The sequence below is a fragment of the Variovorax sp. 38R genome (genome assembly GCF_014843395.1).
Lineage (GTDB): Bacteria > Pseudomonadota > Gammaproteobacteria > Burkholderiales > Burkholderiaceae_C > Variovorax > Variovorax paradoxus_H.
Genome location: NZ_CP062121.1, coordinates 3662254 through 3679791 on the forward strand (window position 1 = coordinate 3662254; position 17538 = coordinate 3679791).

Here is a 17538-nt window from a genome sequence, read left to right on the forward strand (position 1 = left end):
ATAGGCTTCGCTGCATGTCTGCTGCGAGCGTGCCCTTGAGAGGCTCTACCAGGTGCGGTAGACCTTGTAGACCACTAGCAAAAATGCGCAGGCGCTCAAGATCCACGGCAACAGAATCTGGGTGCTAGCCTTTGAGTACATGAGCATCCACGCGAGAGTGTTGAGCTTGATCCGCGCAACCACCCAGGCAGGCAGCTCGAAGCCGAGCGTCACGACGTTTGTTGCCAAACCGCCGTTCGAGCTGAACCAGATTGTTAGATCTGCCTCGACAAATTTCAGGCTGGCACGCTCTCCCGCTTGGCCGCCCTGCCGCGCCGCTCGCCCGGTCTGAGCGACTGTGATGCGCTGGAGCTTCGCATTCCCGTTTCCCCCTTGGGTCTGTTCTATTCCCCGCCGCTGTGCTTCGACGAACATCGAAAGCGCGCCAGTGTCCAACGGGCGCGCGGCGCCGACCCGAACGAACTTCGCCATACGACGCGCGAGGTAACTCGCAACAATTCTCTTCTCCACCGTAAAGTACTCGACCTCGAGCGGATGAAGTGCATCGAGGTTCTCACTCGAAAAACGGAAGCGCAGTGCGAAATATACGAGCGCCGCTCCTGCGGCTATCCAGACTCGCCACGCAAAGTCCGGTCCAACGGGTTTGAGCTTCAACAATTGCTCGCTCAGCACGTCGAGCGGCGCCCTAAGCCACCCCGCGAGCAGGATCAACATGCAGGCAGCAACCAGATTGCGCCTGATCTTCGAGTCTTCGTCATCCATCAACTTCTCCTCCGAATCTCGCTGAAACGATGGCGCGCGCCGCGCGCTCCTCTACCCAACCGCCCTCCCCCTTGCGCAGCCGGCGGCTGATCATCGCCTATCGCGAGGGCCGTGCGCACAAGCCGGCCACGTCAGCGTTCCCCGGCAGACAACACGGTCAGGTCCCAGCATGCCGCCGGTTTCGGGGTGATGAAGCCGCGGACACTACGAGCCTCGGCCCTCGCCTTCAAGCGGCCGTCGCAGTAGTCGCGCAGCGCCATCAGCCAGCCATCTTCAAAAGGAATTTCGTTCAAGTGCACCAGCAAATCGCGCTGGATGTTGACGATGGACTTCCCATGCTCGATCGGTCGGATAGTGAAGCCGCCACCTCCGCGCCGAACAACCATCGCGGCCCGGTGGCCAGGGCCGCTCAAGACCTGCGCGACGCGGGTCTCGAGCGAAGAGGAAGCCTCCGCTTCCCCAGAATGGGTCAAGGACTTATCATCCATGGTGAATGCCTTTCAGTTAGAGCTGGGTGGTTTTCATAGAAGGCCTCAACGGTTGCCGCCGTTGGGGCCTTCGCCTTGGTAGGTTCGCTTCGAGCATATGCGTTCGATCCTCGAAACGCACTAGTGAAAAATCACAGTCAGTTGGTTGGCGTCGCGATGCCGGCGGAGTCAATGCAACCCCGCTTGGCGCACGATCTCAGCCAACTTGGCCAACCCCTTCGGCGTGATGCGCGCCTGGGTGTTGCTCCATTCGCGACCGTCAGACTTCTCGCCCGTAGTGACCTTGTGCTCCATGTGACCCGACTGGATACGGTCCTGGTAAGCCAACCAGCCTGAGCCCATCGGGCGGCGATAAATCCAGCCCTTCTCTTGCAGCAGCTGAGTCAGGCTGCGCGGCTGAACTTGCAACGTCTTGGCTGCATCGGTAATGCACAGCGAACCATCCGAACGCGCGATGCGTTCGAATCCGTCGACCTTCGGAGCATCGTCATCGATCTTTCGCTGCTGCTGGTCGATGGTGGCCTGCAGCTCCTGGTTGACCTCGATCAATTGCAGCGCCGCCGTGACCAGTTGGCGTGGGTCACGCATGTTCAGTGCCGGCGGCGCGCCAGCCTCGAGCTCTTGCCAGCGGTCGATGATGCGGGCGCGCAGTTCCACGCTGTAGCCGCTCACGAGGATCAGCGTCTCGCGTTTGGGCAACAGGAAAATTCTGGACGGACGACCACCGGTAGAGGGTTCGACCTTTTCCTCAAAACTGAGGGAAAGCTGCTCAGCCATGTTCTTGATGTCGCGACGGACGTTGTCATGGTCCCTGCCAGTCAAGTCCGCGATCTCTCGACTACTCATGGTCAGCCGGCCGCTGTCGATATCGAGGATGGCGCTCATTGCCGGGCTCCCAGAGGGTGCTGCGGCCGAAGGCGTAGGCCGTCACGAATGAGGGCGACAAGCAGTCCGTTGAAGCTTCGGTCCTCTCGTTGAGCAACTTCGTGAACCTGTTGGTGGACATCTTTGGGCAGCCGAATCGCCGTTCGAGCCCAGTCATCCTGTCTATTTAACGTAGCCATTGAAGCTCCTTTCAGCCGTTATATAACTACACGGCGTAGATAGTATCGCCGCGTAACTATCGTCCGCAAGTTGTTTTTTGACTACACTGCGTAGCTATGGCAAAAGCACCGAACACCACCACCGCCCCCACGGGTCAACTGCCACCTTTCGGGCTAAGGATGCTGCCGGAGCTGAAGGAACGTATTGAGACCGCCGCCCGTGAGAGCGGCCGAAGCATGAATGCCGAAATCGTGGCCCGCCTCCAGGAATCGCTCAACCCTGGCGAGCTTGAAAGCTCGGACATGGCTCGAACGGTTCAGCGGCTCCAGACCGAGCTGGACGACCGAAGCGCCGATATGCAAAAGCTGCGTGAGCTCTTGCGGCTGACTAAGAACATGTTCGGCCTTCTGCAAGGCAAGATGCGAGAGTCGAGGGCGCAGCTCAGTCCGGACGAAGCTCATGAACTAGGCGAGCTCCTCAAATGGATTCATATCGAGCTTGAAAAGCCTGAACCGATCGAACTCATGCTCGAGCGGATTGATGAACTGGCGAATGAGCTGGACGAGATTCATGGAGCTCTTCGCAACTATGGGGTCAATGTCGACTCCGAGCGCCTAGCGGACGCCACGGCAACTCGCGAACGAATCGCGGCCATGCGCTCAAAGTGGACTGCAGTGAAGAAAAAATCGGACGAGTAGATCAACTCAGAGCGAGTCGCATGATCCTCACACTCGACATCCACAAAGAAGTGCCCGGCATTTACACCGCTCGGCTGCTGAACACCGGTGCACTGGTTACTGACCCCCGCGAGTACCACTCAATCGAGGCTGCCATAGCTGGTGAGGCAAGTGACGTACCCAACGGCTTCGCGCACTTCATAGAGGTTCGCTACAACGGCTTCTCGAGTGGGACCGAGCTGATTGAAGCTGTTGCCGGCAGAGCTACCTCCATCGCAGATCGCTTGGTGGCATTAGTAGCTGAGGGACATCGACTGGAACGGCAATAGTCCCGGCGATTACAACGCCTCTTGAAAGCTGAGCCGTCCCAGACCTGCGCGGCTGGGGTGCGCCGTATGTTGTTACGATGATGTAACAACAACGGAGGCGACATGAAACTCACATTTCGCGGCTGGCAGCGGGCGACCACCCTGCACGGGCATCCCGTAACGCCGGTGCGTAAGAGCACTGGAGGGGGCCTGAGGACAGAGTCGAATAGAGCCTTGATCTGGAATGATGCCGGCTCGGCCTACGGCAAGGTCAATGATCTAGCTCTCAGCGGCTCGTTCCTCGTGCATTTCCAGTTCGAACAAGCGGATCTCGAAGGTTGGCTTGCAGAGTTCGCTAAAACGAAGCCGGAAGAGGCTCTGCGAATACTGGCGAAGATCCAAGCTGAAGCCATGATCCAGCTTGCGAAGCCGTCATCGGAACGGGCCTAGTGCATGCAACAGTCCCGCCCTTGGTGCTCCTGGCGGCGACCGTGCGGCCTAAGCCACGCGACCGGAACCGGCTGCGTTGTTCATATCCCCTAGAAGTTGACGCGGCGAGTCCTTTCTACGAGCGAGCGAAGCGCGGCAACGCAGCGCTAGACCAGTACCGCGCTACATATGCGTTCGACAGTGAAATTAATCGTAGATACTCGCGCTTCTTCTCTACATTAAAGCGTGACATGAAAGAACTGGCTGAACACCTACGGAAGTTTTCAACTGCACCTTTTCTTTTTGTTGGCTCGGGAATTTCTCGACGCTATCTTGACGCGGAAACTTGGGAGGCTTTGCTACGACGATTTGCAGAGCCAACTGGCGCGGCATACGAATTTTTCCGATCGAGCGCATCTAACGGCCTTCCTGGAGTCGCTCGCGCGCTTGCAGAGGCATATCACAAAGTCTGGTGGGAGTCGAAAGACTTTGAACAAAGTAGAAAAGAAAACGCCGAATATTGCATTGCTCCCGATTCCGCATTGAAGATTGAAATCTCGCGATACCTGGACAAGAAGGGCCACCAGCTCGTAGACAATCCCGCCTTGATCGAAGAAATAGAAACATTAAAAAAGGCTGTTATAGACGGGATAATTACAACAAACTGGGATTCTTTTTTGGAAGACTCCTTTCCAGATTTAAAACCTTACGTCGGCCAAGATGAATTGCTTTTCGCGGCACCCCAAGGAATTGGTGAAATCTACAAAATTCACGGAAGCATTTCAGATCCAAACTCCTTAATCCTAACAGACAAAGATTATGCTCGCTTTGTCGAGCGAAATGCTTATTTGACTGCAAAACTGCTTACCATATTCGTCGAACACCCGATAATATTTCTCGGTTACTCGATGACGGATAGCAATATTGTTCAAATACTTAAAGATATCGGAAACTGTCTCACATCAGCAAATATTGATTCACTTCGCGATCGTCTGATATTTGTGACCTGGGACAAAGATAGTGCGACCCCGAAGATGCAGGCCGGCAATATTGTTGTGCCAGAGGGGTATGCGATTCCCGTGCTTGAAATCCGTGCCGCCTCCTTCAAACCCGTCTACGAAGCACTCATGGGAATTCCTCGCGCATTCCCAGCCAAGGTTCTTCGCCGGCTCAAGGAGCATGTATACACGCTAGTACGGGATAATGATCCGCACAAAACTTTATACGTTAAAGATTTGGATGAGGCAGACGAAGATGGAGAGCACATCGAAATCGTTTATGGCGTAGGCGCGATATCTGCGATTAAAGGCGTCGGCTACACGGGCTTGGCAAGAAAAGATTTGCTCGAAGATTTGCTCCATGAGAACAAGAACTATACGGCGAGCTCAATCGTTAGTGAATCACTGCCTGTAATTTTGAAGGCAAATCGATACGTACCGGTTTTTCGTTATCTCCATCTTGCCAAAATGCTTGATGAGAAAGGACGTGTCCGAAAAGATGTAGTCCTCGATCCTCGTGTTGCTAAAGCCGCGTCTGCGACGCTTGAGACGTTCAAGCCACCTAGGGATTACGCTAAAAAAGCCCCTCACTTGCTCGAGCAGGCCGGTTCTTTTGAAGGATATCTTCATTCAATGCCTCCTGAGGATGTCGTGATGTACTTGGGCGGCCTGCCCGAAGAAAAAATACTAATTAATCCGTTAAGAGAATATCTAAAAGCGCACGAAGCGACTCTTGAACAGGGAAATACTCTGATTCAAACCCAATTTATTAAAGCAGTTTGTATTTACGACTATTTGGCCTTCGGAAGCGGCGATCTATAACCTCGTATCACACTGAAGCTAAGAATAGTGCTCCGTTTGCAACTCGGTTCTCAATCCCTTGAGACAATCCAAATAGCTGCCCCTGACTCGGATCAATCTTTGACTCAAGTGCTGTCACCTGGCGGCGCAGACGCTTCACCTCCTCGCTGAGCTCGGCCGCGAGGATGGCGGTATTCCGGCCAGCCTCAATGGCGGCCGCCTGCGCGGCTGCTCCAGCCATCAGATTCGCGAGCGATCGATCCTCCCGCGGCGTCAGCGTGAGCACCTCGTCGCCGATCTCTATCTTGACCATTCCGTTGGGCATCACCGTCTTCGACATCGGGCGCGCTGGCGGATGCTGTGGCGCAGGCACGTACACACCGCGCTGCACGCGCAGGATGGCGCCGTCGTCAGCCAGGGTGCCCAAGCGGTCGTCGATCACGCTCAGCTTCAGGCCCGTGAGCTCGGCCAGCGTCTCGCGAGTGACGATTTGCTCCTGGGCATGCAGGTCTTGCACTGCCTCGAGCACCAGGGCGGTTGTAGATTTCCGAGCGTCAGCCATTTATTTTTTCTCCTCGTCTGGGTTCAATGCGGTCGAGCGCCCACTGGGCGGCCTTCCGTTCCTTCGGCGTCGACGGCTGCATGCCGGCAACGATGTCCTGCCAGATGGAGACCATCCAGTCGTGAGCCACGGCGAAGCGCTCGTTCTTCTCGGCCACCGGCGCCGGCCCCTGGTCGAGCCAGCGATGGCAAGCCGCGCACCCGTGCACATGCCATTGGTCGTCAGCCTTGCGCGCGCCGGCCTTGCCGTGCACCGACTGGTTGCTGTGGCACGCGACCGTGGTGGCCGGGTCCGGCCGGCAGACGCCAGGCACAGTCAGCAAGCAGCGCTGGCCGCGCGCCATCGCCAGCAGCGCCCGATTGCGCTGTGCCTCGGTCTTCGGCGCGCCGCCCCGGAAGTCCGCATCGTTGATCGCAGCCATACGAACGATGCGGCCCGACACCTGCTGCACGCGGACCAGCACCGTGGTGTCCGGGCCCGCGGCCAGGTCCACGCCGACAACCTTGGGCCGGGGGCGCTTGAAGGCGGTTCGCTTCAGGGGCGCGCTGCGCTTCATAGGCCGAAGTCCAGCACCAGGGACGGCTCGATGAGGCCCGGCATGTCGTCGATCCACACGTTGACGGCGAAGCCCGCCTTGGCCGCCGCATGCTTCTTGTAGGGCTGGCCGCCCGTGCACACGATGGGCACGCTGTCGGGCATGCGCGGCTCGCGCGAGAAGTCGGGCGGCGTGCGGCGCGCGGTGACGCACACCACCGAATGGCCGCGCGCCTGCGCCGTCGCAATGAACTGGCGCCACAGGTCCGGGTCTGCGGTGAAGGTGTCGTCGTAGTCCAGCCCGAAGGTCAGCGACTTCATGGCGTGATGGCTCCGATGATCTCGCCCGTGTCCGGGTCGACCTGGATGCGCTCCCACTGCTCGTAGCTTGCAGCGAAGCTAACGCCCAGCTCGGTGGCGGCGAAGGCGCTCACGCGGTCGATGAGCTGGCTGTAGCCCTTCACGCCGAGGTCTTCGGTGCTGACGCGCTCGCGCCGGCGCACCTTCTTGCCGGTGAGAGGGTTCTTCGTCATGACGGTCTTGTGGCCCAGGTACTCGGCGCGGAAGTGCTCTTTCCACACCGCCAGCGGGAACTGTGCACCCTGCGGTCGGGCCTGCGCCGCAATCGTCTTCAGCACCACGCCGTGGTAGTACTTCCGCTGACGGTCGGTCTTGGCGTCCTCGTGCAGCCGGATTTCCAGCTCTAGGCGACGGCCGGCGGCCCACTGCTGCTTGCACCACGGCGCCACGCGCTCGAGGAAGCTGGAGCGCGCGCGCTCCTGGTCCGGCCAGACCACATGCAAGGCAAGGTCGCTCATCGAATCGCTCTCCGGTAGATGCGCGCCAGCATCGCGGCGTCGCGTTCGTGTTGGTTGCTGCGTGCCGTCCAGCCGGTGGCGACAGCGAAGGCGGCCGCGTCCAACTTGGCGCCCTTCGCGGTCGGGCTGATGCCGTGGGCCGGGATGCCCAGGTTCGCGCAGATGGAAGTGATCAGGCTGCACCAGGCGTCCACCCGCCCCAGCGAGCGGGCCGTGGCTAGTGCCGCGCCGTAGTCCTTCTTCGTGCGCGCATTCCACGCGCGCTTCTCGAGGCGGCTGTCTTCGAACACCACACGCGCCGGCATCAGGTCGCGGAGGAAGTGGTCGATGGCGTGCGGCTCGATGGTGCGCAGCCAGGTCAGCACGCCGTCTTCGTAGCAGGCCAGCCCGGTGCTGGCGCCGGGGTCCATGCCGAGGATTCGTGTCGTCACAGGAGCGCCCCCTGCGGCGACGTGCGCAGCGCGCGCAGTCGCACGTGCGCCGCTTTCACGGCCGCGTTGCCAGCCTCCCAGTCTTCGCCCCAGATGCTTTTGAGCGCGGTGACGTACTCGGGCCTCATGGCACCGTCCTGGCGCGAGCGCCAGAACTCGGGGCCGTTGGCAATGCCACGGGCAAGGCATTCACGGCAGTTGGCCGTGTAGCCCGGGTGATCGGCGCGCACGGCGGCCAGGTCGCAGTTCGGGCAGCTCATGCACGGCGCCTCCCCGAATCGTTGGCGGCGTCGAGGCCAGAGAACGGAGTCGCACGGTAGTTGCGCCAGCGATCGCGCGAGCGCACTGCATGGACCGTGGCCTGGCTCACGTCCAGCTCACGCGCGAGGCACCTGGTGCTCTCATCACCCTCGAGGATGCGCGCGACCTTCTCGTCCGTGAGCTTTCCCGAGGTCTTGCGCTTCGCTGTCGCGATGGCAATCCGGTGCAGAAGAGTCTTGGGCTTGCCCTTCATCTTCGCGCCGCTGTTGGTGCGCTGCATGTGTTCGAACAGCACGCAGTCGGAGGGGTTGGCGCAGGTCATCGCAATCGTGCTCGCGCGGTCGAGCTTGCGCTGCCGGATGCCCCAGACGCGCCGACGCGCAGAGCGCTCGGTACCACCCCAAGCGGCGTACATGGCCGGGCCACGGTCAGGGTCGATGCGCCCGGTCCACAGCATGCAACCGTCGACCGCACGGCAACGGCCGTAGATTTCGTCCAGTTCCTCCTGCTTCGACGGGCTCCAGGCTGCTGCAGCAAGGTGCCGACTGCCACCAAGGCGCACGAACTTGACGGCGCCGCTGGCCAGCAGGTTGTCGATGATCGGGCGCAGCTGGCGGCGTGCAGTTTTGGTCCCTGCCAGGTCATTCCAGCGAACCGGCTTGGTACGGATGCGGGCGAACACCTCGTCCGCGTCGAATTCGATCTTGGGGCGGCGCGTGGTCATGCCAGTTCGGACTCCGGGGTTGGGGTGAAGGCGCCGTCGTTCGCCGGCGTCAGGTTTGCGAAGTGCTCGGCGCACACGTCCAGGCTGCTGCGCTCGACAGCGCGGTAGGCGCTGATGCCGTGCGCGGCCGCGGCGGACAGCTGCCCCTGGCCGCGCAGCTGGCGCTCGGCGCACGAGAGGACGTGTAGGCGGCGCTGCGCGCCGAGTGCGATGGAGGCGACGTGAGCGATGCTGGTCATGCGGGTTCTCCTTGTCGTTGCTCGACGGCCCGGCGCACACGGGCCGTGTACTGGGGAAAGGTTTCGCGGTTGACGCTCAGGTCGTGCTCGTTCCAACGGCCCAGGCCGACCTCTTCGCCCTTCGCTTCGATGGACGTGCGGGACTCGTCCCAGGGCTTCGCAGGCATGCCAACGCCGGAAGCAATGGCCGCAGCCTCGCCGAGCTGGCGCTTGACGATGCCGAGCAGGTAGGCGAAGCCCTTGGGAGGCGTGGCCTTGGCGCAAATTTCGGCCGCGGCCTCGAACGTCTCGACTGGCACGCCCTTGGCGATGAGGGCCAGAAGCTCCGGGCTCGAAGGGTTCACGTCGGCAATGCCCTTCGCACGGATGGCCTTGCAGGTGGCTCCCGCCTTCGACGGGCTATGCCGATCACCCCCCACCTCTCCGGTCGTAGTTCGGGAAGTGGTGGTGGTTTCTTCTTTACCGGTACTGGTTCCGGTTCCGGTTCCGGTGTCGTCTCTCCCGGTGTCGCTCCCCGCGTCGTCCTGCTGGTGTCCGCCGGGTGTCCCATGGGACAGACCCGTCCTTTCCGCTTCCTTCCGTTGGCGGTACTCGGCCTTCCGGCGTCGCTCCGCCTCGCGGGCGGACAGCATTTCCAGGACACGCTTCGTGACCGTGTCGTGGTACAGGCGGCCATCCTCGGCTTCCCACCAGCCGCGCATGAGCTTGCAGCGCACCTTGGCGAAGGTCTTCATGGGCATGCCGATGCGCACCGCGATCAGCTCGTCTTCGTTGGGCAGCGAGCCGCAGGGCTCCTGGCGCCAAGCTGAAAGCCACAGCATCAGCAGCCAGGGGCGCACGTCGGCCGGCGCCAACGCCCAGGTGTCCGACTGCTCGATGCGCTCGTGGTCCAGCTCGAAGCGCCAGCCCTTCGCACGGGTGTCTGCGGGGTATGGAACTGTCTTCGTCACGTCAGTCCGCGCCCCCCATCGAAGGATCATTGGCCGCAGCAGCACGGCCGCGGCCCACGGCCTTCGTGACGCGAAACTCGAACAGGCCGGCGAAAGCCGGGTTCAGCAGCGCGAACAGGCGCGCCAGGTATGGCGTGTGCCAGTCGTTGAGCTTCCACGGGCCCGCGCGCTCGGCCAGCGCCGAGTTGTGGCGCAGCACCTCGATGATGGTGCGCGCGCTGTAGTGCTCGAAGCCGCGGCGAACCACGCGCATGGCCTCGCGCTCGAAGGCGTCGTAGACATGCAGGTTCTCGGGCAGATAGGCCATGAAGGCCGGAGTGAACTGGTCGAAGTGCTGCTGAGCCATCAGCAGCGGCCGCTTCACGGCGGGTGCAGGAGTCGCGCCGCCCATCAAGCCCGCCCTCCCCGCTGTGCGAATTCGGGGCCCTCAAAAGGCCCTGTCAGTTTGCGTAGCGCGCCGATACGCTCCTCGTCATGAATCAGCTTCTCAGCCGCCATCGCCCGCCATGTCTTGCCGTAGCAGGTCAGGTAAACGAAGTCGCGCAGCAGCGTGGAGGCATCCGTTCCGCTCATGGCGCAGTGCTGCCGGAATACCTTGTCAGTCGACTCGTCAACCTTGGTCTTCAGGTCTTCGGTCAGCTTGCCGAGGGGCCCGGCGATGCCGCGGGCGAAAGCCGGCTCGTCGTTCTCGTTGAGGGTGGACATCTGGAATTGCTCGTTGGGGTGAAGTGGTCAGCCGACCGGCTGGAGGTCGGCGGTGCGGGCGACGAACACGTCGCGGAAGACGGTGTGGCGCCAGCAGCCCGACGGAAACGGGTTGGTATTCGCGATGTCGTCGCCCCGCTCGGCCGCGAGCGTGGCGAGTTCGACGACTTCAGCGTGATCGAGCGCGGAAAGAGACCTGACGTGCATCAGCGGGCCTTCGAAGGAATGAGGTGGTGACGGGGTGCCCGCGCCCTCGCGGGGTAAAGTCCGGTCACCACAACACGGACCCCGCGAGGGGCGGACAAAATGGAAGAGACGCGATTCGTTTCGAGCGCCCTCGTGAAGGGCACATACGAGCCAGCAGCGCAGGTTCTGACGCTCTGGTTCACGAGCGAACCTCATCAGGGGTACGACTTCCCGGGAGTTCCGGTACAGGTGTGGAATGGCCTATGCCTGGCCCGCTCTGCTGGTTCGTACTACAACGACCACATCCGAGATCAGTACGGGAACGGCTTCCAACCTGCATTTCGACCGCGGCGTCGATAGCCGCGATCTCGCGCAAGAAGTTCGTCGTCCAGCCGGTGTCGGGCGAGCGCGGCAGGTCAGGCCGGTCCGTGGCCAACACGTTGTGGTTGGTCACCAGCGCCATGCGCGCCAGCTCAAGCGCCTCGAGCACCGTCACGCCAGACCCCCTCGGCGGACTCGGCGAGCAGATAGTCCGAAGCAAGGCGACTTCATCGGAGCTCAGTGAGAGCGCCACATCCTCGATCTCCAGACATGCAGCACCGCCAGAACGCAAGGTCAGTGTGATGGGGCGCGCGGCGCCACCTGTCGGGGTCAGTGGCGTCAACGGGGTGCTCTGGATCGCGGGCTCCGGCTCGAGTGGCTCGCGGTATCCGGCGGCTCGCGCAATCTCGTTGGCCGAGACACCGATCGCATTGAGCGACGCGGTCGACATCGCCACTACCAACTGCGCGCTTTGCAGCACTTCATGCACGCGCGCAGCGATCTCAACTCGGCTCTTCGCCTTGATCAGGGCCGGCGTGCGCGCCCCCTTCTTCGTGGTGCTTCGCATGTCAGGCATCTCCCGAAATGGTGGCCGGGGTTGCTTCGCCACAATGGGTGTTCCTCAACAACCCAACGAAGGCCCCGACCATGGAAAAACAGTTGCTCGACGAGCTGCGCACGATCAAGCTCATGTGCATTGCCAACTTCATCGAGATCCAGGAGATCAAGCGCAAGCTAGACATCGCAGGCAACTCACGAGAAGACATGTACGAGTACGCCAACAACACGTCCGAGCACGTGGATGCGCTGTCGAAAAAGCTGCACCGCTTGCTCAAGGACGATCTCCCGAATCTTTGGGAGGCGAACATTGGAAAACGGGAGGGCTAAAAAACTGCTCCGCGTGCAACCGGTCAACTGCGTCCGCCATCGTGCGCTGGGCGATCTCCAGCACATACAGCGCGTCCGCGTACGACATGCCCGCGAGCGGGCGCAGCACCTCAACTGACTTGGCCTTGATGTGCTCAGGCGTTCCAAGCAATGGCTTGCTCATATCAGCCCTCCCCGCCTGTGCCGACGGACACCTTGAGGACGCCCGCGCACCAGAGAACAACTCCGACGATCACGATGAAGAGCGCAGCCGCGCCGATGGCTTCGAAGGGGTTCATGGTCTAGACCTCGCTGATGGCGCGGGCGGACATCGCCACGCTGAAAGAGACGATGCCGAGCAACCACACCCCTCCGCTGTAGGCGGAATCACCGGCGATGAAAGAGATCCCGATGGTCAGGATCGTGAAGATCAAGCTGATTCGATATGCCGTGCGCCACGACCGCTTCTTGCTGTTGTCGCTGGTCAAGTTCTGGCCGCTGGCCTTCGGAGCTTTGATTTGTTCATGGCTAGCCATGGACGCCACCCCCGATCAACGATTCCGGCGCTGGGTCTCGGTACCAGTCGCTGCCGGCTACTGGTTCATCTACAGCTACTACGACAGCAAAAGCCTGATGCGCCGCCACGAATGCGGAGAGCTGCTGCGCAGCCGTCGGCGCGAAATGCAAGACTGACATCACGCCTCTGCCCCCTGCCCCGCGGGCTCGGCCGCAGGCGCAGCGGCGGCGAGGTCGAGGACGGGGCGGCCCTTCGGGTGCGGCCATTTCTTGTCAGGCACCCGCAGCCACGGAGCCTCCGGGCGCAGCTGCTCGCAGACCCAGCGGCCGTTGGTTGCTCGCTCAATCGTTGGGCAGTGGTGCTCCGGTATCGCCTTCCACCCGTGCACGGTCGGCACGGAAAGGCGAACCATGCGAGCTACGGCCGTCGGGCCGCCGAGGTCTTGTACGGTGATCATGCACGGCATTCTAAGGTGTGCCTAAGATTCATTGCAAGGCACGCCTAATGCTTTATTTATTAGGATTGCCTAATGACCACGTTGAAGCAGCGCTTCGCTCTGTTGGCCCACGAGCGACCCGACATTTCCCAAGCCGACCTCGCACGCGCGACCGGTGCGAAGCCACCTTCAGTGAATGCGTGGTTTAGCGGTGAGACGAAGGCCATGAAAGCCACCACTGCCGCAAAGGCTGCGGAGCTGTATGGCTGCAACACGCTCTGGCTGTCCGATGGCCAGGGACAGATGTGGCCGACTTCTCGCAACAGCACAACGACCGCAGCGGTCGCCCCCACTCCGCCGAGCGAGCTATCGCAAGCAAGCGCCGCCGCGCCGCAGGTAAGCGACAACGAGGTGCTGATCGTTCAATACGATGTGAGCGGCGGCATGGATAGCCGTGGAAAGCTGCTCCTCGAAGCAGAGCCACCCGGAATCATCAAGAGCTGGAGGGTGGATCGAGAGTGGCTGCAGCTCAACGTCCGGTCGTACTCGAGCATTCAGAACCTCTGCATCGTGACCGGCTTCGGTCCTTCGATGCGAGGCATGTTCAACCCCGGCGACCCGCTGTTGATGGATCGAGGCGTCACCCGCGTTGACCACGAAGGCGTGTACTTTTTTCGCGTGGGGGACGAGGGCTACATCAAGATTTTGCAGCGCGTCCCGGAGTTCAACGGGCCGGGCTTCGTGCTGCGCGTGATCTCGAAAAATGAGGACTTCCCGCCCTATGACCTCTCTCCGAAGAACCCACACCTTCAGATCATCGGCAAGATATTGACCGTCTGGAAAAGCGAACAGTACTGATCGCGGCCGGATCTATCCGGCATATCGCGACGAGAGCGCCGAGTCCTCCCTCCTCGACGCCTCTCGCCGCTTGGCCTTTGATGGTCCTCCGCGGCGCGCGCTGAACTTCTACTTCTCGTTGCGCCGCTTGTATTCAGAAGAAGCGGTGCCGGTGGCAGCACGCGACGCGGTTCCTGCTGCGCCGGCAGCGGCCCCTCGCACCAGGCCTGTTGCAGCTCCGCCCGTCAGCGCATTCCCTATTGGGTCATCCCGCAACGGCTTGTCATATTTTTCCAGCCGTCGAACCTCCTGCATCCTGGCGGCCTCGCGCTTGTTGTACTCAGCACCCGCGCCAGCAGCCTGAGCCCAGACACCAGGTGCCGTAATCGCAAGCACCACCGTCATTGCTACAGCAGCGATTTTCACAATTGTCTCCTTTTGACTTACACGATTGAGAACCCGTGCGGAGTTTGGCAAGGAGTCGTCTGGCTTACATCCCTCGTTCAGGGTAGGCCTTTGGCCCAATCAACCTATGCGGCACCGAAGGCCTCGCCGAAAGTTCATAGGCAAAAGGCGCCGCACCATCCACCTACGAGACTTTCTCATAAATATTAGGCACACCTATTGACCAAATAGTTCGGTGCACCTAATATTCGCTCCACCGGCTGACGCAGCCGCGAGGAGCACAGATGTACAACAACCCCGGGCACACGGCCCACCCAAAGCTGGCCGCGCTGCCAGTACCCTGTCCCGAGTTCAGCGAAGAACAGCTGATCGCCTTCGACCGCGGCTATGCGGCCGCAAAGGACACCGGTGCGCTCGATCGCATGCAGGCCTCGGCCGCGCTGAACCTCGATCTGTCGCGCAACCGTTCGACGAGGCTTGCATGATGGCCACGCTGATCGCCCACGGGCTGGAGCTGCAGCGCCAGATTGCGGCCTTGCGCCAGCGCTACGCCGAGGCGCGCCGCGTGCGTGCCATGTCGCCTCACTTCGCGTGGTGCGCCGCATGAGCGCAGTAACCCACGAATTCCCCCGCGCCTACGAGGCCGCGAAGACGGTGGACCCGCTGCTCCTCGCGCAGGCGCTGGACCACATCGCCCGCTCGGCAGCCAAGAGCCGCAGCCAGACTCGCCGCATTCGCTGGATCGAGCAGCGCGCGTTGATCGCGCTGCGCGGCGACAAGTACCGCGACATCGACCTGGACCTGCCGAAGAGCGCGGGGCCCGACACGCCGGAGAAGCTGCAGCGCCGCATGGCGTACCACATTGCGCTCCGGCACGAACTCCTCGCTGCCTACGAGGAGGCCATCGAAGCGCTGCGCGGTGGTGATCCGATCGCACGCAGGTACGCGCTACGCGCGGCCGCGGACGTCGTCGCCAAGGCCAGAGGAGACGTCCAGTGAAACAACTCGGCTACGCCTTCCCGCTCGTCCCCGCTCCCACTGACCAGCCCACGCTGGTGGGCATGGTCAACGCGGACGACCACCGCCCCGGCTGCCTGCCTCGCTCCCTCGAAGACGCCTTCGGGCCCGGACAGCGCTCCAGCACCGTGCGCCTCTTCGTCGAGGTGCCGCGCCGCCAACAGGTTGAAGAAGCGGCGGTGATCGCCGCATCCGCCCTCGCCGGCCTCTTCGTCATCGCCCTTCTCATCTTCGAAAGGATCGCATCGTGAGCGTTCGCCTTGTCAACCCGCCGCGCCCGCAGGTCAGCGCCGCCACCACGCCGACCGGCTTCCCGCCGGCCGCCAACGACGAGGCCATCGGTGGCCTCTGGTTCCCATCCACCCGCCGCGACAACCTGGTTGTCGGTGCATTGGTGGTGCTGCTGATCCTGGCCGCAGTGCTGCTCGGCATGTACGGCGAAGGCCCGCGCGATTCCTGGTTCTCTCTGTGGGGCATCGCCAAGTGAGCGCCGCACTCGCTCACGCAGACGCCGAGGTTCTCGTGGCCAGAGCGCCCGTGATCCTGCCGCCGCGCAACGAGATTGCGACGGTGATGCACGCCATCACGGCCGCAGCCAACGACCCGAACGTCGACGTCGACAAGATGGAGCGGCTGCTGAGCATGCACGAGCGCATGCACGCGCGCGCCAACGAGCAGAAGTTCAACGCGGCGATGACGAAGGCCCAGGCTGCAATGGGCCCTATCTCGGCCGACGCGGTCAATCCGCAGACCCGCAGCACCTACGCCAGCTACGCGCAGCTCAACCGAGCCCTGCGCCCCATCTACACGAAGAACGGCTTCGCGCTCAGCTTCGACACCGACGACAGCCCGAAGGAGAACCACATCCGCGTGCTCTGCTACGTGTCGCACGCTGCCGGGCACATGCGCACCTACAAGTGCGACATGCCGGCCGACGGCAAGGGCGCCAAGGGTGGCGACGTCATGACGAAGACCCACGCCCACGGCTCGGCGATGACCTACTCCCAGCGCTACTTGTTGAAGCTGATCTTCAACGTGGCCATCGGCGAGAGCGACGACGATGGCAACGGTGCCGGCGCCGACCCGGGCGCCGTGAGGCAAGCGACCGAGGCCGACCGACTCACCGATTCGCTGTTCCATCGCCTTCGCGAAACCAAGACCGACAAGGCAGCCGCGGCGCTGTGGGCGGAAGGGGCGAGTGCGCTGGCGGCGACACAGCGCCGCGATCTCTACACCGAGTTCAAGGACGCAGTGATCGCCCATCGCCAACGGCTGAAGGCAGGAGCTCGCTCGTGATCCTGCTGAACTACCCCCAGGGGAGCGAAGACTGGCTGCGTGCGCGCTGCGGCGTGCCCACGGCATCGCGCTTCTCCGACGCGAGAGAGCGCGTGGGCGGGCTCACCGACCAGCAGCGCCTCTACGTCGAAGCCCTGCAGCTGGGCATGGAAGAGCCGGACGCGCGCGCCAAGGCGGGCTACAAGGTGAAGCCGTCCGCAGGCGCCATCACCAAGGCGCTTCGCGGCGAGCCGACCACGGAGCCCGGCGCGGCCGCGATCAAGTACGCCTGGCTGGTCGCGTTCGAGACGATCAGCCGCGAGCCGCTTGACGACACGTTCGTCACCTACGCGATGCGCCGCGGCCGCGACCTCGAGCCCAGGGCCCGAATGGTCTACGAGGCGCGCACCGGTGCGCTGGTCGAAGAGGTCAGCCTGATCCTGACCGACGACGAGCGCTTCGGGTACTCCTCGGACGGTCTGATCGACGACGACGGCATGGTCGAGATCAAGTGCCCGCTGGCCTGCGACAAGCTGGGCCAGGTCTGGGCCAGCCCGGAGACGGCGCACCTCGAGTACCTCGACCAGATCAACGGCGGCCTGTGGATCACCGGCCGCAAGTGGTGCGACCTGGTCGTGTACTGCCCCTGGCTGGAGCCCGTCGGCAAAGACCTGTTCGTGAAGCGCATCTACCGCAACGAGGACGCCATCGAGGCCCTCGAAGCGGACCTGATCGACTTCAGCCGACTCGTCGAAAGCTATCTCGCGATCCTGCGCACGCCGAAAAAGATGTCCGGCGCCGACAAGGTCGCAGCGGCATCGCTCCCGGCTGCCGACACCAGCACCAGCACCGCTGAGGCCACGCCCGCCCCCCTACCAGCCCTTTTCGCAGACCCCGCACCGCTTGCGCGCGCCGGCAATGCAGTCATCGACAACCCCTTCTGAGA

The 17538-nt window shown here is 62.3% G+C and carries 34 protein-coding genes; 15 read left to right on the forward strand and 19 right to left on the reverse strand.

Features of this window, described 5'->3' with window-relative positions:
• Positions 1 to 45: 45 nt before the first annotated feature.
• From IG196_RS16845 to IG196_RS32365, 4 genes are all read right to left on the reverse strand, one after another.
• Entirely contained in the window at positions 46 to 762 is a 717-nt protein-coding gene (locus tag IG196_RS16845) for a hypothetical protein (RefSeq protein ID WP_192192028.1), read from the reverse strand.
• A gap of 131 nt (positions 763 to 893) precedes the next feature.
• Positions 894 to 1250 (reverse strand): hypothetical protein, encoded by a 357-nt coding sequence (locus IG196_RS16850; RefSeq protein WP_192192029.1) that lies wholly within the window; start codon positions 1248 to 1250, stop codon positions 894 to 896.
• A 168-nt stretch (positions 1251 to 1418) separates the two neighbouring features.
• The gene (locus IG196_RS16855; protein ID WP_225616687.1) at positions 1419 to 2135 is read right to left on the reverse strand and encodes a phage antirepressor KilAC domain-containing protein; all 717 of its coding nucleotides are present in this window, start codon (positions 2133 to 2135) and stop codon (positions 1419 to 1421) included.
• A complete protein-coding gene (locus IG196_RS32365; RefSeq protein ID WP_192192030.1) occupies positions 2132 to 2314 on the reverse strand; it encodes an Arc family DNA-binding protein in 183 nt (60 codons plus the stop codon). The genes IG196_RS16855 and IG196_RS32365 overlap by 4 nt, the downstream gene beginning before the upstream one ends.
• A gap of 96 nt (positions 2315 to 2410) precedes the next feature.
• Here IG196_RS32365 and IG196_RS16865 point away from each other — a divergent pair, with 96 nt between their 5' ends.
• The 4 genes from IG196_RS16865 to IG196_RS16880 all read left to right on the forward strand — a co-directional run bounded on the left by IG196_RS16865 (position 2411) and on the right by IG196_RS16880 (position 5528).
• Positions 2411 to 2992 carry an Arc family DNA-binding protein gene (locus IG196_RS16865; RefSeq protein WP_192192031.1) on the forward strand — a complete coding sequence of 194 codons (582 nt, stop codon included), beginning with the start codon at positions 2411 to 2413 and terminating at the stop codon, positions 2990 to 2992.
• Positions 2993 to 3012: 20 nt separating this feature from the next.
• Positions 3013 to 3300, forward strand: coding sequence for a hypothetical protein (locus IG196_RS16870; protein WP_192192032.1), 288 nt, complete (start codon positions 3013 to 3015; stop codon positions 3298 to 3300).
• Positions 3301 to 3402: 102 nt separating this feature from the next.
• Positions 3403 to 3729: a hypothetical protein gene (locus IG196_RS16875; protein WP_192192033.1), complete on the forward strand. Its 327-nt coding sequence runs from the start codon at positions 3403 to 3405 to the stop codon at positions 3727 to 3729.
• A 230-nt stretch (positions 3730 to 3959) separates the two neighbouring features.
• The gene (locus tag IG196_RS16880) at positions 3960 to 5528 is read left to right on the forward strand and encodes an SIR2 family protein (RefSeq protein WP_192192034.1); all 1569 of its coding nucleotides are present in this window, start codon (positions 3960 to 3962) and stop codon (positions 5526 to 5528) included.
• A 7-nt stretch (positions 5529 to 5535) separates the two neighbouring features.
• Here IG196_RS16880 and IG196_RS16885 read toward each other — a convergent pair whose 3' ends face one another.
• From IG196_RS16885 to IG196_RS16940, 12 genes are read right to left on the reverse strand one after another with little or no spacing between them, the layout of a single operon-like run.
• A complete protein-coding gene (locus IG196_RS16885; RefSeq protein WP_225616688.1) occupies positions 5536 to 6069 on the reverse strand; it encodes a hypothetical protein in 534 nt (177 codons plus the stop codon).
• On the reverse strand, positions 6062 to 6625 hold the full coding sequence (locus tag IG196_RS16890; RefSeq protein WP_225616689.1) for a nuclease domain-containing protein: 564 nt from the start codon (positions 6623 to 6625) through the stop codon (positions 6062 to 6064). The genes IG196_RS16885 and IG196_RS16890 overlap by 8 nt, the downstream gene beginning before the upstream one ends.
• On the reverse strand, positions 6622 to 6924 hold the full coding sequence (locus IG196_RS16895; protein WP_192192035.1) for a hypothetical protein: 303 nt from the start codon (positions 6922 to 6924) through the stop codon (positions 6622 to 6624). Before IG196_RS16895 ends, IG196_RS16890 begins: the two co-directional genes overlap by 4 nt.
• Positions 6921 to 7421, reverse strand: a complete 501-nt coding sequence (locus IG196_RS16900; RefSeq protein ID WP_192192036.1) for a recombination protein NinB — start codon at positions 7419 to 7421, stop codon at positions 6921 to 6923. Before IG196_RS16900 ends, IG196_RS16895 begins: the two co-directional genes overlap by 4 nt.
• Entirely contained in the window at positions 7418 to 7852 is a 435-nt protein-coding gene (locus IG196_RS16905) for a hypothetical protein (protein ID WP_225616690.1), read from the reverse strand. The genes IG196_RS16900 and IG196_RS16905 overlap by 4 nt, the downstream gene beginning before the upstream one ends.
• On the reverse strand, positions 7849 to 8112 hold the full coding sequence (locus IG196_RS16910; RefSeq protein WP_192192037.1) for a hypothetical protein: 264 nt from the start codon (positions 8110 to 8112) through the stop codon (positions 7849 to 7851). Before IG196_RS16910 ends, IG196_RS16905 begins: the two co-directional genes overlap by 4 nt.
• Positions 8109 to 8837, reverse strand: a complete 729-nt coding sequence (locus tag IG196_RS16915) for a hypothetical protein (protein ID WP_192192038.1) — start codon at positions 8835 to 8837, stop codon at positions 8109 to 8111. The genes IG196_RS16910 and IG196_RS16915 overlap by 4 nt, the downstream gene beginning before the upstream one ends.
• Positions 8834 to 9076, reverse strand: coding sequence for a hypothetical protein (locus IG196_RS16920; RefSeq protein WP_192192039.1), 243 nt, complete (start codon positions 9074 to 9076; stop codon positions 8834 to 8836). The genes IG196_RS16915 and IG196_RS16920 overlap by 4 nt, the downstream gene beginning before the upstream one ends.
• Complete coding sequence (locus IG196_RS16925; RefSeq protein WP_192192040.1) at positions 9073 to 10026, reverse strand: hypothetical protein; 954 nt, start codon at positions 10024 to 10026, stop codon at positions 9073 to 9075. Before IG196_RS16925 ends, IG196_RS16920 begins: the two co-directional genes overlap by 4 nt.
• Position 10027: 1 nt before the next feature.
• Positions 10028 to 10390, reverse strand: coding sequence for a hypothetical protein (locus IG196_RS16930; RefSeq protein ID WP_192192041.1), 363 nt, complete (start codon positions 10388 to 10390; stop codon positions 10028 to 10030).
• Between the two features lie 26 nt (positions 10391 to 10416).
• On the reverse strand, positions 10417 to 10731 hold the full coding sequence (locus IG196_RS16935; RefSeq protein ID WP_192192042.1) for a hypothetical protein: 315 nt from the start codon (positions 10729 to 10731) through the stop codon (positions 10417 to 10419).
• A 27-nt stretch (positions 10732 to 10758) separates the two neighbouring features.
• On the reverse strand, positions 10759 to 10938 hold the full coding sequence (locus IG196_RS16940) for a hypothetical protein (protein WP_192192043.1): 180 nt from the start codon (positions 10936 to 10938) through the stop codon (positions 10759 to 10761).
• Positions 10939 to 11037: 99 nt separating this feature from the next.
• Here IG196_RS16940 and IG196_RS32370 point away from each other — a divergent pair, with 99 nt between their 5' ends.
• Positions 11038 to 11277: a KTSC domain-containing protein gene (locus tag IG196_RS32370; protein ID WP_192192044.1), complete on the forward strand. Its 240-nt coding sequence runs from the start codon at positions 11038 to 11040 to the stop codon at positions 11275 to 11277.
• 609 nt (positions 11278 to 11886) lie between these two features.
• Positions 11887 to 12126 (forward strand): hypothetical protein, encoded by a 240-nt coding sequence (locus tag IG196_RS16950; RefSeq protein WP_192192045.1) that lies wholly within the window; start codon positions 11887 to 11889, stop codon positions 12124 to 12126.
• 281 nt (positions 12127 to 12407) lie between these two features.
• Here IG196_RS16950 and IG196_RS32215 read toward each other — a convergent pair whose 3' ends face one another.
• Positions 12408 to 12539: a hypothetical protein gene (locus IG196_RS32215; protein ID WP_263864217.1), complete on the reverse strand. Its 132-nt coding sequence runs from the start codon at positions 12537 to 12539 to the stop codon at positions 12408 to 12410.
• Here IG196_RS32215 and IG196_RS16955 point away from each other — a divergent pair.
• Positions 12529 to 12798 carry a hypothetical protein gene (locus IG196_RS16955; RefSeq protein ID WP_192192046.1) on the forward strand — a complete coding sequence of 90 codons (270 nt, stop codon included), beginning with the start codon at positions 12529 to 12531 and terminating at the stop codon, positions 12796 to 12798. The genes IG196_RS32215 and IG196_RS16955 overlap by 11 nt on opposite strands.
• Before the next feature lie 2 nt (positions 12799 to 12800).
• On the opposite strand, the gene IG196_RS32375 is transcribed toward IG196_RS16955, so the two are convergent.
• Positions 12801 to 13088: a YdaS family helix-turn-helix protein gene (locus tag IG196_RS32375; RefSeq protein WP_412556344.1), complete on the reverse strand. Its 288-nt coding sequence runs from the start codon at positions 13086 to 13088 to the stop codon at positions 12801 to 12803.
• 63 nt (positions 13089 to 13151) lie between these two features.
• Here IG196_RS32375 and IG196_RS16965 point away from each other — a divergent pair, with 63 nt between their 5' ends.
• Positions 13152 to 13916, forward strand: coding sequence for a helix-turn-helix transcriptional regulator (locus tag IG196_RS16965; RefSeq protein ID WP_192192048.1), 765 nt, complete (start codon positions 13152 to 13154; stop codon positions 13914 to 13916).
• Positions 13917 to 14024: 108 nt separating this feature from the next.
• On the opposite strand, the gene IG196_RS16970 is transcribed toward IG196_RS16965, so the two are convergent.
• Positions 14025 to 14321, reverse strand: a complete 297-nt coding sequence (locus IG196_RS16970; RefSeq protein WP_192192049.1) for a hypothetical protein — start codon at positions 14319 to 14321, stop codon at positions 14025 to 14027.
• A 263-nt stretch (positions 14322 to 14584) separates the two neighbouring features.
• Between IG196_RS16970 and IG196_RS16975 the strand changes: the two genes are divergently transcribed.
• Genes IG196_RS16975 through IG196_RS17000 form a run of 7 tightly spaced genes read left to right on the forward strand, consistent with a single transcriptional unit; the run spans position 14585 to position 17536 of the window.
• Positions 14585 to 14785, forward strand: a complete 201-nt coding sequence (locus IG196_RS16975) for a hypothetical protein (protein ID WP_192192050.1) — start codon at positions 14585 to 14587, stop codon at positions 14783 to 14785.
• Positions 14782 to 14907, forward strand: coding sequence for a hypothetical protein (locus tag IG196_RS32220; RefSeq protein ID WP_263864218.1), 126 nt, complete (start codon positions 14782 to 14784; stop codon positions 14905 to 14907). Before IG196_RS16975 ends, IG196_RS32220 begins: the two co-directional genes overlap by 4 nt.
• Entirely contained in the window at positions 14904 to 15299 is a 396-nt protein-coding gene (locus tag IG196_RS16980; RefSeq protein ID WP_192192051.1) for a hypothetical protein, read from the forward strand. Before IG196_RS32220 ends, IG196_RS16980 begins: the two co-directional genes overlap by 4 nt.
• Positions 15296 to 15568 (forward strand): hypothetical protein, encoded by a 273-nt coding sequence (locus IG196_RS16985; RefSeq protein WP_192192052.1) that lies wholly within the window; start codon positions 15296 to 15298, stop codon positions 15566 to 15568. Before IG196_RS16980 ends, IG196_RS16985 begins: the two co-directional genes overlap by 4 nt.
• Positions 15565 to 15804 (forward strand): hypothetical protein, encoded by a 240-nt coding sequence (locus tag IG196_RS16990; protein WP_192192053.1) that lies wholly within the window; start codon positions 15565 to 15567, stop codon positions 15802 to 15804. The genes IG196_RS16985 and IG196_RS16990 overlap by 4 nt, the downstream gene beginning before the upstream one ends.
• A gap of 35 nt (positions 15805 to 15839) precedes the next feature.
• Entirely contained in the window at positions 15840 to 16613 is a 774-nt protein-coding gene (locus tag IG196_RS16995; RefSeq protein ID WP_225616691.1) for an ERF family protein, read from the forward strand.
• A complete protein-coding gene (locus IG196_RS17000) occupies positions 16610 to 17536 on the forward strand; it encodes a lambda exonuclease family protein (protein ID WP_192192054.1) in 927 nt (308 codons plus the stop codon). Before IG196_RS16995 ends, IG196_RS17000 begins: the two co-directional genes overlap by 4 nt.
• Positions 17537 to 17538: the final 2 nt, after the last annotated feature.